Raw genomic sequence first — 13,641 nt, 5'->3', positions numbered from 1 at the left:
CACGGGCCCTTTTCTATTTGGATTAATCAAACACGATTGCCGGTGCCTGCTTTCCGGCCCCCTTGCCTGTCTTCATGTTATCCCAAACCTTGGCAGCAATATCGCGATAGATTTTCGCATGTTCGCTGTCAGGCTCCACGACGGTAATCGGCGTGCCATTATCGGAATGGGCGCGCACATCCATATGAAGCGGTACTTCGCCAAGAAACGGAACATTGAGACGTTCCGCTTCCTTACGTGCGCCACCGTGACCGAAAATGTCATAGCGTGCACCGGTATCAGGCGCGATGAAATAGCTCATATTCTCGACAATGCCCAAAAGCGGCACATCAACCTTGCGGAACATGGCCAGCCCCTTGCGTGCATCGATCAGCGCCAAATCCTGCGGTGTTGAGACAACGACCGCACCAGCCAGCGGCACCTGCTGCGCCATGGTGAGCTGCGCGTCACCCGTGCCAGGAGGCATATCCACGACGAGAACGTCGAGATTGCCCCATGCGACCTCGCGCAACATCTGTGTCAGTGCCGACATGACCATCGGGCCACGCCAGATCATCGGCGTATCTTCATCCACCATGAAGCCCATCGACATCACCTTGATGCCGTAGTTTTCCATTGGCTTCAAAATGCGGCCTTCGACAGTTTCTGGACGACCGGAAAGTCCAAGCAGGCGCGGCATAGACGGGCCATAAATATCGGCATCGAGAATGCCGACCTTCAGACCATTCGCAGCCATTCCGAGTGCCAGATTGACGGCTGTCGTAGACTTGCCCACACCTCCCTTACCGGATGCGACAGCAATAATCGCACCTACACCGGGAATACCAGGCTTGGCTGCCGGGCGCGGCTGTGGTGGATGACGATGCTGCTCTGGCGCTGGAGCCGGTCGTGGCTGAGGTTTAGGCGGAGGTGGCGCATCATCGCTTGTGCGACCACCCTTTTTTTCAGCCGTCAGCGTGACCAGCGCACCGGACACACCGGGAATTTCCTTGACTGCTTTTTCCGCAGCCAATCGCATCGGCTCAAGCGCATTTGCGCGATCAGCCGGAACCGTAATGGAAAAGAAGACCTTACCGTCGGCAATGAAAATATCCGACACCAGACCGAGCGACACGACATCGCTTTCGAAATCTGGCCCTGTCACGGCCTTCAGCCGCTCCAGAACCTGTTCACGCGTTACGCCTGACATTATTCCAACCTCGTCTGCTGCAAGCCTCATCTGCAATACGCATTGAGCTTGCCCGCTTTGCATGTCTTGAGATAATCCAGTTTTAGCCAAAAGGCCAATAGAACCAAGCAAAGAGTTTTTGAGAGACAGGTGACATAATGGCCAAAGCCATCCACACGATGATACGCGTTCTTGATGAAAGAAAGTCCGTTTCCTTCTATGATCAGGCTTTTGGTCTGAAGATCGCCGAGCGCATCGATTTCGAAAGCTTTACGCTTGTCTATCTGCGCAATGAAGAAGCCGACTTCGAGGTCGAGTTGACTATCAACAAAGGGCGCACAGAAGCCTACAATCTCGGCGATGGCTATGGCCATCTGGCTTTCGTGGTCGATGATCTTGATGCGGAACATACCCGTTTCAGTGAACTGGGCTTTAAGGTCGGCAAGCTGGTGGATTTCAAGAATGGCGACGTGCAAGTCGCGCGTTTCTTTTTCGTCGAAGATCCGGATGGTTACAAGATCGAAGTCATTCAGCGCGGCGGCCGGTATCAGTAAGGAGCTGAGGAACAGGCGGGACATCTCGCCTGTTCCGTTCCCAAAGAAGTCAGCTTCTATTTGACGCTTGGCAAAGAAGGTCGGGATGAATTAGTTAAAGCTCGGCACGAAGGAGAAGCTGAGAGTTGAAGACCGGTGCGACACATTTGCGGGTGATGCTGGCAGTACGTTTGCTAAGCGTACTGGCGCTGATGCTCGTCGCTTTTGCGCACAAGCCGGTTGTCCTTGCCTCCCCTGAAGAATTGTTGCTTGCAGAATATGTTCTGCCTGATGGCAGCTATCCCGTGCTCTGTATCACCGATCATGCAGTCGATAAGGACGGCCATGATCGCGATCAGCATTTGCATAACAGCAATATTTGCGATGCCTGTCGCATTTCATCGGCCTTTCTTTGCCCTGCCCCGACTGCCTCCAGTGGGGCTGCACCGAATGTAGCACTGGCACATGCTGTGGTCCCTTCTCAGCCAGTTCTCTGGCGCGACATCTATCCGCCATCAGCGCCACCGCAAGCGCCACCCTTCGCCTGAAATCAGTCTTTCAACGCGCGCTTGAAATTGAGCTGCGCCCGAACACATGACTATTCAGGTTTATTAAAATGAAAAATTCCCGTTCTTTCGCATCCGCCATTTCGATTTTCGCTCTTTTGGCTTCCGCAGGTCTGGCCAACGCACATTCATCGCTTGAACAGAGCGAAGCCAAGGCTGGCGGCTTTTATAAAGCAATCGTTCGCATTCCGCATGGTTGCGAGGGCAAGGCCACAACAGCCGTAAAGATTGAACTGCCCGAAGGTTTTGTTTCAGCACAGCCGCAGCCAAAAGCGGGCTGGAAAGTTGAAACCGCCAAAGGCGATTATGCTCAGAGCTACAAGATCCACGGCAAGGATGTGACCTCCGGCGTCAAGCAGGTCACATGGAGCGAAGGCGAGCTGCCAAGCGACTTTTACGACGAGTTCGTCGTGGTTGGCCAGCTTGCGAAATTCGACAAGGACACAACATTGTCTTTCCCGGTCACGCAGTTCTGCGGAACCGATGATTCCGTGGCCTGGACGGAAATTGCAGCCGAAGGCCAGAACCCTCATGATCTGGAACATCCGGCACCACAGCTTCGCGTGATGACTGCATCTGGCACCGATGAGCATGCGGACCACGGTGGCCATGGTGATCATGGAAACCACGGCGATCACGCTATGGCCCCGACTAAAGTCGGTGATCTCAGCATCAGCGGTCCATCCATCCGTGCAATGGTTCCCGGTGCAAAGGTTGCTGGTGGTTTCCTCACCATCAAGAACGACGGCAAAGAGGCCGACAAGCTGGTCAGCGTCAGCACCACTGGCGTCAAGCGCGTTGAAATCCATGAGATGAGCATGGAAAATCAGGTCATGAAGATGCGCAAGCTCGACGGCGGGCTGGATATTCCGGCAGGCGAAACCGTGGAGCTGAAATCAGGCGGCTATCACCTGATGTTCATTCAGCCAGACCAGCCTTACAAAGAAGGCGACAAGGTTTCAGCGACGCTTGAATTCGAAAAAGCTGGCAAGGTTGATCTCGAATTTCCGGTGACCCCGCAAAGCGGTAAGTCCGACGATCATTCAAAACATTGATTTGAAGAGCACAAGGGCGGTAATGCGCCTCTCTCCGTGCTTTATGCGCCCGTTTGCCGCAACCGCTACCCCGTTGTAGCGGTTGCGTTCTTCGTTTATTGCTATAAACATGAATGTAATAGTCTAGAATAATTCTACACTATTGAAATAATTCACCTTTTTAAAAGCTGAGTAATTGACTCCAGATCAATTTGCAGCTTTTATGCGCGAGAGTTATTTTGTGCAACCTTTGATGTCTGGGCCTTGAACCCTTTCGATTGGAGGACCCGATGATCGGTCTCAGTGAATGCCGGTCCGCAAATGTGGATGGATTGCCATGGCAACTTCATCTTTTGCCGACCGGATATTGCAATGCGCGAGGGGAAACAGAACGCCTCGCGAAGCATAAGCAGCAAAGCTGCGCATTTGTTCGCACCTCTGAATGGAGGCGAACATGAATATGCGTATTTCGGAACTGAACGGCACCAACAGCGTGGGCTATTATGATCGCCTGCCGGAAAAGCTGGTGCTTGAAGGTTATCGCCGCTGGACTGCCGGTTTTGAAACCGGATCGATCATTCCCTGGGAAATGACCTGGGGCCTCTATTCGGAAGTGCTCGGAGCCTCTGAAGCAAAGCGTGCAATCGCAGAACTTTCTCAGTTCATTCGTGTCCTGCGCCATTGTGCGAGCTGCCAGTTGAGAGCTTTTCCATTCGACTCGCACCATGTGTGCCGAGAGGAGTGTCTCACGCTGGGCCTGATTTCAGGTCTCCAGAATCAGGATGGATTACTGCTCGATACCTGCCTTGAGGCAATCGCCTGCAAACGGCGTTGCGACGATGTGGCAGATGCAGCCCGCAATTTTGCCGACACATTGGCCGATTTCGGACAGACTTTGTTGCCAATACCGATACATGCCATCGACATTGCTTTGAACATAACCCGTCGCGCGACCTTTCACTGATTTCAGGAACGCTGCGTAGGAAACCACTTTGATTTAGACCGCTAATTGCGGCGCGAGGAGAACAAAATGCAAGCCAGAACCGAACGACGCCTCGGCTTTGTTGCAGCCATTGCTCTGACGACAGCAGCCTTTGCCATGCCAGCGATATCCACCCAGATGGCGCAGGATATGACTGCGCCCAAATCACAAACACTCCATGCATCGGTCGACAGCATGAAGATTGAGCTTTCGCGCCTCGTCGCTTTTGCCGACACGGCTGCCAAAACTGGTCGTTACGAATAATCGTCGCGAGCGACATATCCGAATAGCCGGGCAATACGACCTCCAGTCAGCCCGGAAAACTTTAGAGCGCGCGCATTTCCTGAATGCGCGCGCTCTGGTTCTTTTGCGAGATGAAACACCGGTCATCCAACGATGATCGGTGCCTTGCCCTGAACACGATTATAGAGATCGATGATGTCCTGATTCATCAGGCGGATGCAGCCAGACGACATCGACTGGCCAATCGACCACCATTCCGGCGATCCATGGATGCGGTAGCCCGTGTCGCTGCCATTCTGGAAGATATAAAGTGCACGCGCGCCGAGCGGGTTTTGCGGGCCCGGCTCCTGACCATTGCGGTATTTTTCCAAATCTGGCCTGCGCTGGATCATTTCCGGCGGAGGTGTCCAGCGCGGCCATTGCTTCTTATACTGGACATTGGCGCGGCCCTGCCATTCGAAACCGGCCTTGCCGATACCGACGCCATAACGCAGCGCTTCACCACCCGGGAGCACGTAGTATAGGAAATGGTCCTTCGTGCTGACCACAATTGTTCCCGGCGCTTCGCCTGTCGGATCCGGCACGATCTGGCGACGAAATTCTTTCGGCACTTTCTGATATGGAATAGCCGGGAGAGCATAGGGCCCTTCCTGCACCGAAGCATACATGACATCTGGCGTCGTGATGTTCTTGTCGACGCTGATTTGCGGACGCATCGGTGTAATGCCGCCCGTCGACATCGGATCGATGTTCATCTGGAACGCCGACATGTCCATGGTTTGCGAACAACCTGCGACACCGCCAAGCATGGCTGCGCCAGTGCCCAGCAGAAAATGACGGCGGCTTAATTTCTCATTCAACTTAGACATACAAATCGCCCAACTCGAAACAATCGGCAAAATGCCCTTTTATCGTTCCGACAATTTGCGTCCTTATGGTTGAGGAAGCGTTAAATCACTCGCGCAAACGTTAAGAAAAATGGTTACTGAGACATCGATAAAATAAAGGCCGGGTATCGACCCGGCCTTTTTGATCAGGCTTTGCTGATCGTTCAATAGTCTTTTTCGTAGAAAATACCGCCACTGGAATCACCCTCCGAGCCCAGAGCACCCTTCACCTTGAGGTTTCGGGAAATGTCGAGATTGACGGTACCCTTGGTTGAACCGCCGGAGCCGGCTTCTACACCGAGATAGATATTATCGCGAATATATCGACCGGCACGCACAGCGGTTTCGCCGTTGCTGTCGGTCACCACATCAATATCATCAAGGCCCGTTCCCTGACGCAGTTTGCCCATCAGCGAATTGTTGGAACCACCGGCAAGTTCGGCTGCAGCGGCTGCAAGCTGTGCAATCTGGAAGGCCGACAACTCACCAATCGAACGCTTGAAGATCAGATGCGCAAGCACTTCATCCTGTGGCAGTTCCGGCGAGGACGAGAAGACGATATTGAGATTATCAACCGTGCCGGTAACCGTCACAATCGCCGTAATATCGCCGCCTTCGCTGCGCGCAACGAAGTTGAGCTGCGGATTGAGATCACCCACCAGCGTTACATGGCCTTCATCAAAGGTAATGCGCTGGCCAAGGATGCCGATGCGGCCGCGGATCAGGTCGAACGACCCCACCGGTTGGATGCCGGTCACCGGACCTGTAAGCCGCACGCGTCCACCCAATTCCGTATCAAGGCCACGACCGCGCACAAAGATCTGGTTCGGCGCATTCACAACAACATCGAGACGCGGAACTGTTGGACGCGCGGTTGGTGTCGGCACCCTGCTTCGGCGCGTTTCTACCTTGGCACGATCAAGTGTTGCCTGAACATTCTTTGGCGTATTGATATGGCGAACAGGAACGTAAGACGCTCCGCCGCCCAGATTTTCCGGAACCGTAATCTCGGCACGATCCACATCGATACGGCCTGAAATCAGCGGATCGCGCATCAGCGGGCCGGTGATCGAAATGCCGCCATTGACGGTTGCCACCACCAGCTTGCCGTCAGCATAGCGCGCACGGTCCAGCTTGATATCGATATTGGCGGGGAAATTGGCCGCTGCGTTGGTCGAAATTGTGCCGGTCGCAGAAATCGCACCGCCGCTGCCAAAAGCGGCATTGACCTGACGGAGAGTAATGGTTTCCCCCTCCATTGCGCCCATGATATTGATATTGTTGAGGCGAACATTGGTTTCAGGGTCGATGAACTGCGCGCCCGAAGTCGAGAACATGCCGCGCAGCTGCGGCTTATCAAAGCCACCCGAAACATTTACTGTCAGCGAAAGCGTACCGCTTGCCTGCGCACCTCGATCCGCAAGGAAGCGATTGGCGAGCGCCAGAGGCAAGCTGCCTGAAACATCAACACCAAGTCCCTGCCCCGAGAACGGCACCTTGCCGTTGGCCGTGACATTCAAACCCTGAGGACCGTCGACGGTCAGCGAGGAAATATCGACTGCCTTGGCCGCATAGTTACCAGCAGCCTGCAGGCTCAAAGGTGCAAGACCATTATCGCGCAGAGGCTTTGCCGCCAAACCTGTGCCACGCAGATTAAAGCTTGCAGCCGGATTGGTCAGAGGGCCTGTGACACGTGCCGTGCCTGTGACATTGCCAGCAAGGTCCTGCCCCTTAACCACACCATTAAGAGCAGTCAGCGGGAAATTGGCGAGATTGATATCGACCGCCATATCGCCCTGCCCGAGCGGGACACCACCCTTCGCAGTCACATCAATGCCACCACCACCGGTGACATGGGCATCGACATTCAGACGATTGTTGTCGGAGCTGCCCTTTGCATCCGCATTGAGCGGTGCGATGCCCTGTTTTTTCAGCTCAGCCGCAGTCACACCGCGCGCAGCAATATCAAAAGTCGCATTCGGCTTTTCACGCGTACCTGTGACGCGGGCCGTACCATTGATCGTACCGCCGAGGCCAAGCTCCGGCTTGAAGGTATTGGCAAGTGCCAGCGGCAGATTGGAAAGGGCTACCGAAAGATCGAAACGTTCTCCGATCGCGCCATTGACCTTGACCTGTCCGTCACCTGTATTGACGATGATATCGCCAAACGAAATGTCGCTGCCCTTCATGGCAATCGTTGCAGGCGCGGCAAGCGTTGCTGACAGTGTGCCCTGTTTCACATCGGCTGATGTCAGTCCGAGTTCAAAGCCGCCATCCTTCGGCTCCAGCGAACCGGCAGCATTCGCAACCGTACCAATCTTAAGTTTGGTGCTGGCAGTAAAGTCGGTCTTTGTTCCTGTCGCATTGGCCTTGGCATTGAAATTATCGATACCGAAAGTGCCAACCAGAATATCGCGTGCACTCGCCGCACCATCGACAACCGGCACGCCGAACAGGTCTTGTGCGGTGAGTGCGATGTCGGCAGACGCAATATGGTTACCGTTGATCTTCAGCCCATTGGCCTTGGCGTTTACAGTTGCATTCTGTCGCTCGCCAGTCGCATCAAGTGTGATGTCAGCATTGGCAGCGCCCGTTGCATCAGCAAGGAAAAGGGCAGCAGCCGTCGAAATATCCGGCGCATTTACATTCAGCTGACCAGCCAGCAGGCCTTTGGCATTCTGTGTGACATTGCCTGAAAGATGCGCGCCGCCTGCATTGAATACAAGGTTGGTCAGACGCTTCTCGTCATTGACGATATCGATCAGCGATCCAAGATCAATCTTCTCGCCATTGAGAGATGCGCTGCCTGCGAGCTTGCCTGAAAGCGATGCACCCGTCGTTGCATTGCCATCGAGAAGCGCATTGAAATCCAGAGCACCGTCGGCAAGCTTGCGATCAGCAAGTGTTCCCTGTGGTGCATCGGCACGAAGAGCCAAGGCGATCAGTTTATCATCGCCACGCGCGCTCCCCTTGATCGTCATGCGACCGGAAGCTTTGTCAGACAGAAGCTTGAGATCAGACAGCATGACGCCAAAATCGAAATCAGCCTTATCGGATGCAAAAGAGCCATTGGCTGTGATTTCGCTTAGCTCATTGCCGATGCGGAAATTGCGCGCGGAAAACCCCTGTGCGCTACGTCCCAGCGCACCGCTCAGATCGACATTGCCGTCGAGAATATTATCGACCGCTTCCGTGCCCGTGCGCATGTTCTGCGCAGTTCCATCCAGATCAAGCTGGAAGGCACCGCTGACGGGGCTGACCGTGCCAGTTGCTTTTACGTCGATGCTACCTGCCAGATTGCGATCCGCCAGCGCCCCATAAGGCGCAAGGCTTGCGACCTTGGCGAGAATATCGCCATTGAATGCAAAGTCAGCAATATTGCCCTGAAGCTCAAGGCTCAAGCCGTTGCCTTCAATGCTGGCCTTTGCGAGTTCGACAGCAGTACCGGCACGCCAGCCACCCGCAATCGTCAGATCGATTTTTTCGCCCAGCGCTTCAGCAACTTTTGCATCTGTTGCATTGATACCGCTGATGCCGCCGTTCACATTGAAGGTGACATGACGATTTGCGATGTCGCCGAGATTTTCAGCGACGCCACCCATATCGAGCGCGATGCTTGACGCAGAAACAGTCGCATTCTTGAATCCGGCAATCGCGAGCTTTCCGGTCCAGTCATTGGTCGGGCGGTCGCCGTAGGAAATCTGTAGCGTGGCATTGTTGATGGTTGTCTCACCACCCTTCACCGGCAGGAGAACCTGACCCTTGCTGTCATCTTGAATGTTCGCATCAACGCGCAGCTTGTTCAGAAAACCGTCGCTGCCCGATTCTGCAGAGGCCTTCACCTTCAATGCAGCGGTTGTCAGCGCCAGATCGTCAAGGCGGAAACCGCCGCCATCTTTCAGCAGACCATTCGCGGAAAGGGCCGTTTCAGCGCCAAAGAAGTCGCGAAATACCGGAGGAACCAGAACCGCGATCGGACCATCGACACGGGTTGCAAAAACGCGGCCATCGGCCTGACGTACCAGTGTGAAGCCACCTGTCAGCGTACGGTTGCCATTGGTATCAAGTGACAAATCAATCTTGAGATCGTCAAGTGTTCCCTTGCCCGTCAGAGTGAGATCGACCGGCGGGTGTCCATCGATATTGAGCACATTGGCGACAATGCCATTGGCAGGCTCTGTGACTTTGAGATCAAGATCAAGCTTCTGATCGGCATTGGCATAAGCAGCGCTGAGCGCAAAATTGCCGCCCGGCCCATCAAGACGCTTGATATCAAACACGGAATTCAGCGACCCGTCGGCAAGCGAAAGATTGCCGTTGAGCGATACTTCCGATTGCAGCCCGAAAATATCCTGACCAAAATGCAGGTGAGCTACATCAAGGCTATCGATATTGACCGACAGCGGCAGCTCCGGCAGGCTGAAACTTGAAGATTCAGGCGATGGCAGGCTGTTGTCCGGCAATGGTTTGCGGATGATGTCGATACGTTCGGCCACCAGTGACTGAATACTCAGACGACCGGTGAAGAGTGCCGTACGGCTCCAGTTGAGCTTGGCATTCTCGATACGCAGCCACACACCTTCGCGGTCGGCAATGGTGATCGCGCCAACACTTGCTTCAGACGACAGAAGACCACTTAAGCCTGAAAACTCGATACGGCGGTTTGGCGCGGAAAGTTTGCTCTCCACGAAGGAAATGAAATACGACTTCTCTTCTTCCGCCTGCTCCTGCGCGACCACAGGAATGGCAAAGAGAATGAAGGCTAAGAGTGCGATAAATCTGGTCAAAACGCCTGTCCTATGCCTACGTAGAATGCATAGCTCGGATCGCCCGAGCGGCGGTTAAGTGGAAGTGCTACGTCAAGACGGATAGGTCCAAGCCCCGTCAGATAGCGCAGACCCAAGCCCGCACCGATACGCATTTCTTCCGAAAAATCAGGATAGGACTGCTCGCCCACATAGCCCGCATCGACGAAGCCCACCACGCCGATGGAATCGGTGACGCGTGTGCGCACTTCGCCCGATGCCTCGACCAGTGAGCGGCCACCGATGATATCGCCAGTCGATGTTTCAACACCGACACCACGATAGGAATAGCCACGGATGGAGCCGCCGCCGCCCGCTAGGAAGAGCTGGTTAGGTGGGAGATCTTCAATCTCCGCGCCAACGATAGAGCCAACCTTCACGCGGCCTGCAAGAATCACACGGTTTGTCGCGCCGAAACCGTAATAAGCACGGCCTTCAGCCGTGAAACGGGTCGCGAAATTGCCGCGCTGGAATTCGTAGAACGGCTGAATATTGCCTTCGAGATAAACGCCGGAGCTTGGATCGGGCTTGTTGTTGCGGCCATCATAAAGAAGATTACCTTCAAGCCCGCCGGTCGTGAATTCACGTGTTCCGAAATAATCGTCTTCGAAGCGGCCGTGGCTCGCCTTGGCGTAAAGCGCGCCGGAGAGTTCATCGCTGAAAATCTGCGTAAAGCCGGTCTTCGCGTTAATCGATGTTTCAGTATAGGCGTCGAGTACTTCACGCTTTGCATCGAGAGCCGCAACAAAATCCGTATCCGGCGTATAAACGCCCGGCTTCGTGAAGCTTGTGCCGATCATATATGTGAAGTTGGCAGGATTAAACGAGTTGTCCTGCGATCCGCCGACACCGCTGATCTTTGCATCAAAGCGCAGACGTTCGCCTCTGCCGAACAGGTTGCGATGCATCCAGTATCCGGTCACACCAAAGCCATCGAGCGTCGAATATTCGGCACCAAAACCAAACCGGCGCGGTTTGCGCTCCTGAACATTGAGCGTCATTGGCAGACTGCCATCGGGCTCGATCTTCTCGGCTTCTTCAAAATTCATTGCACGGAAAACTTCCATGCGTCCAAGGCGCTTTTTCGCCTTCTCTATGTCATCCGGGTCATATTCCTGCCCCGGCTCCAATCCTGTCATCCAAGCGATGAATTGCGGGTCCATACGCGCAGTCCCGACCACACTTACAGGGCCATAATGCGCCTTGCGGCCCGGATCGAGCGATACATCGGCTGCAAGCGTGTTTCCATCATGATCGGCGACGATATCTTCGCCAGTCACCTTGGCTTTCGCATAGCCTTGCTGACGCCACGCTTCAACCGCAAGACGTTCCGCTTTTAGGATCGTGCCGGAACGTGCAACCTTTCCCGGAGCAAAACCTGCTTCTTCAGGCGACGGCACTTTATCGCGCTTGTCGACAGGCGGTGGAGCAATATTGGAAATAGCTGTGCGCGAGAACAAAAACTGCGGCCCCGGATCGACGGAAATATCGATCTTGGCATTATCGGGAATATCCGCATCTACGGGAATGTCACTGGCTTCGTGTCCATCAACCTTGATAGAAATCGTGCCGCCGTAGCGGCCTTCGCCATATAGCGCTGACAGAATGCGACGGTAGTCGCCACGTGCCTTGGCTAAAAGCCCGGCAGAACCCGAAGCGGGCTTATCCTCGTCTGAAACGAGGCCAGAAGCGCCCTCAATCACAGATTTCACGTCTGCATCACTGCCGTCGGCATTCTTCCGACTGCCTGTCGCTTCTACATTTACTGAATAATGCTTGGGATCGGAGATGACCGCATCGGCATCATCCGTCTTGTCCTTGCCCCAAAGCCGGACACCAAAAATCTCGAACGCCAATGCAGGCGACACTGTCATCGAAGCAAATTGCACCGCCAGCGCGAACACAATCAGACTTCTTCCCTGTATCGTCCTGTTACTCCAAGTCATACACGTTACTGTCCGGTTTCTATTTCACGACCGCTTGGGTAGCGCTTCGTCCTCCCCCAATCCCAGGACGATTCAGGGATTAACATAGAGTAGTGGGAAGGCCAAGCTTCAACCCAAATGCGCTATGACATTTCAGGCCCGGAAGAGATTTTATCTAAGAAAAACCGAAAATACACATCGGTCCGGTCAGAATCTCAAAACACTTCCAAAGCCCAAAGGTCAACTATTCCCTATTTTGAATAGATTGAGTCAATGGACAGTTAATGGGGAGCGTTAATATTGAGACAGTTAATATTGGGAACATTCAGATAGCAAAATGATTACGGCCCGCTGGAGGGAGGGGAATCCAGCGAGCCGCGGATCAGGTCATCAGGAGGGGAGGATAACGACCTGATATCTAGTAATTTAGGTGATATTCCTAACGTCCGGCGTGCATCGGCCGCATGTTTCCAAAATGCATGCCCCCGCCGCCAAAACCGCCACCGAAGCCGCGGCCACCAAATGCCGGGCGGTTAAATCCGCCGAAGTGGTCCGGACCAGATGTGAAACGTGGTCCCACGCCCCGGCCAGGTGCCCAGTTTCCACGTCCTCCGTTCGGCCATCCTCTGCCACCCCATTGCGGACCATGCCCCCAACGTGGGTTCCAGCCATTGCGCCCACCGCCACGATTAGACTGACAGTTGCGGCCGATACAGCCGTTGACATAATTCGGGCCACCACGCCAACCCGGACCGCCCCAGCCTGGCCCCCAATAGCCACCGCCCGATGCCCAGCCTAAACCGAGACCAAGTCCAAAGCCGGGAGCCCAACCATTGTCATAACCGTCATTGCTGACGATAACGGTGGTGTTGGAGGGCGCAGCATAAGCACCATTATACGAACCAAAGCGGACATAACGTGCAGAGACGAAACCAACGCTGTTGCCGTTATAAATCTGGCACCAGCCATTGCGGCAGGAACCGGCATTGACCGTTATACCTGCTGGAAGAGTTGCAAGCCGTCCGTAATTTGCACCGGGCCCGGAGCGAACATTGACCGAAGCGGATACATATGCGGTAGCAGCGGAAGCAATTGCAGGAGTGAAAAGCGTAGCAGCTACAATTGCCATACCAACGACACGTCTTTTTACAAGCACATTCTTAAATAAAAACATCGCAAATTCTCCAAAACACAGAGCAAATATAGAAACATTAATTATCAATCACGGCCAATACTACAACAATAATTCCAAATATGCAAATAACGCAACCAATAATGGTAAATTCATGACTTATATTACATTAATCTATACTTAATAAGCCACGTCATTCACGTCAAAATTACAAACATTTGATTAAAATTTTACAATTATTTACTTTTTGAACCTCCGTCTTGGATTGCGTCGCTCTTCAGGTATTTTGGACAGAGTTTTGTGTGCTCGCAAAAGCCAGCCGTCGTCTGCCGATAGAAAATCCTGAATATTCAAGCTCTATGCGTC

General features: G+C 53.9%; 10 protein-coding genes. 5 read left to right on the top strand and 5 right to left on the bottom strand.

Translation table 11 applies throughout. The features are described 5' to 3' along the window. Positions 1–22 precede the first annotated feature (22 nt). Positions 23–1,189 (bottom strand): iron-sulfur cluster carrier protein ApbC, encoded by a 1,167-nt coding sequence (apbC, locus tag ACSME1_RS07595; RefSeq protein WP_024898263.1) that lies wholly within the window; start codon positions 1,187–1,189, stop codon positions 23–25. A gap of 137 nt (positions 1,190–1,326) precedes the next feature. Here apbC and ACSME1_RS07590 point away from each other — a divergent pair, with 137 nt between their 5' ends. From ACSME1_RS07590 to ACSME1_RS07570, 5 genes are all read left to right on the top strand, one after another. Then, a complete protein-coding gene (locus tag ACSME1_RS07590; RefSeq protein ID WP_024898264.1) occupies positions 1,327–1,722 on the top strand; it encodes a VOC family protein in 396 nt (131 codons plus the stop codon). 125 nt (positions 1,723–1,847) lie between these two features. After that, a complete protein-coding gene (locus tag ACSME1_RS07585; RefSeq protein ID WP_024898265.1) occupies positions 1,848–2,249 on the top strand; it encodes a hypothetical protein in 402 nt (133 codons plus the stop codon). A 68-nt stretch (positions 2,250–2,317) separates the two neighbouring features. After that, positions 2,318–3,322: a DUF1775 domain-containing protein gene (locus ACSME1_RS07580; RefSeq protein WP_024898266.1), complete on the top strand. Its 1,005-nt coding sequence runs from the start codon at positions 2,318–2,320 to the stop codon at positions 3,320–3,322. A 433-nt stretch (positions 3,323–3,755) separates the two neighbouring features. Beyond that, positions 3,756–4,265 (top strand): hypothetical protein, encoded by a 510-nt coding sequence (locus tag ACSME1_RS07575; protein ID WP_024898267.1) that lies wholly within the window; start codon positions 3,756–3,758, stop codon positions 4,263–4,265. Between the two features lie 66 nt (positions 4,266–4,331). Next, positions 4,332–4,547, top strand: a complete 216-nt coding sequence (locus ACSME1_RS07570; protein ID WP_024898268.1) for a hypothetical protein — start codon at positions 4,332–4,334, stop codon at positions 4,545–4,547. Between the two features lie 122 nt (positions 4,548–4,669). On the opposite strand, the gene ACSME1_RS07565 is transcribed toward ACSME1_RS07570, so the two are convergent. From ACSME1_RS07565 to ACSME1_RS07550, 4 genes are all read right to left on the bottom strand, one after another. After that, positions 4,670–5,395, bottom strand: a complete 726-nt coding sequence (locus ACSME1_RS07565; RefSeq protein WP_024898269.1) for a L,D-transpeptidase — start codon at positions 5,393–5,395, stop codon at positions 4,670–4,672. A 182-nt stretch (positions 5,396–5,577) separates the two neighbouring features. Further along, a complete protein-coding gene (locus ACSME1_RS07560; protein ID WP_105705507.1) occupies positions 5,578–10,200 on the bottom strand; it encodes a translocation/assembly module TamB domain-containing protein in 4,623 nt (1,540 codons plus the stop codon). Then, positions 10,197–12,164 (bottom strand): autotransporter assembly complex protein TamA, encoded by a 1,968-nt coding sequence (locus ACSME1_RS07555; RefSeq protein WP_282440520.1) that lies wholly within the window; start codon positions 12,162–12,164, stop codon positions 10,197–10,199. The genes ACSME1_RS07560 and ACSME1_RS07555 overlap by 4 nt, the downstream gene beginning before the upstream one ends. A 418-nt stretch (positions 12,165–12,582) precedes the next feature. Then, on the bottom strand, positions 12,583–13,317 hold the full coding sequence (locus tag ACSME1_RS07550; RefSeq protein WP_105705509.1) for an SH3 domain-containing protein: 735 nt from the start codon (positions 13,315–13,317) through the stop codon (positions 12,583–12,585). Positions 13,318–13,641 lie beyond the last annotated feature (324 nt).

Origin of the sequence: Brucella pituitosa, from assembly GCF_965577835.1 — a bacterium.
Classification (GTDB): domain Bacteria; phylum Pseudomonadota; class Alphaproteobacteria; order Rhizobiales; family Rhizobiaceae; genus Brucella; species Brucella pituitosa.
Note: the sequence above shows the minus strand (reverse complement) of the source record. Positions and strands in the feature narration are given on the sequence as shown.

Excerpts from the sequence above, each read along its gene's own strand:
- apbC (WP_024898263.1), bottom strand. The coding sequence starts at position 1,189 with ATGTCAGGCGTAACGCGTGAACAGGTTCTGGAGCGGCTGAAGGCCGTG.
- ACSME1_RS07590 (WP_024898264.1), top strand. The coding sequence starts at position 1,327 with ATGGCCAAAGCCATCCACACGATGATACGCGTTCTTGATGAAAGAAAG.
- ACSME1_RS07580 (WP_024898266.1), top strand. The coding sequence starts at position 2,318 with ATGAAAAATTCCCGTTCTTTCGCATCCGCCATTTCGATTTTCGCTCTT.
- ACSME1_RS07575 (WP_024898267.1), top strand. The coding sequence starts at position 3,756 with ATGAATATGCGTATTTCGGAACTGAACGGCACCAACAGCGTGGGCTAT.
- ACSME1_RS07570 (WP_024898268.1), top strand. The coding sequence starts at position 4,332 with ATGCAAGCCAGAACCGAACGACGCCTCGGCTTTGTTGCAGCCATTGCT.
- ACSME1_RS07565 (WP_024898269.1), bottom strand. The coding sequence starts at position 5,395 with ATGTCTAAGTTGAATGAGAAATTAAGCCGCCGTCATTTTCTGCTGGGC.
- ACSME1_RS07555 (WP_282440520.1), bottom strand. The coding sequence starts at position 12,164 with ATGACTTGGAGTAACAGGACGATACAGGGAAGAAGTCTGATTGTGTTC.
- ACSME1_RS07550 (WP_105705509.1), bottom strand. The coding sequence starts at position 13,317 with ATGTTTTTATTTAAGAATGTGCTTGTAAAAAGACGTGTCGTTGGTATG.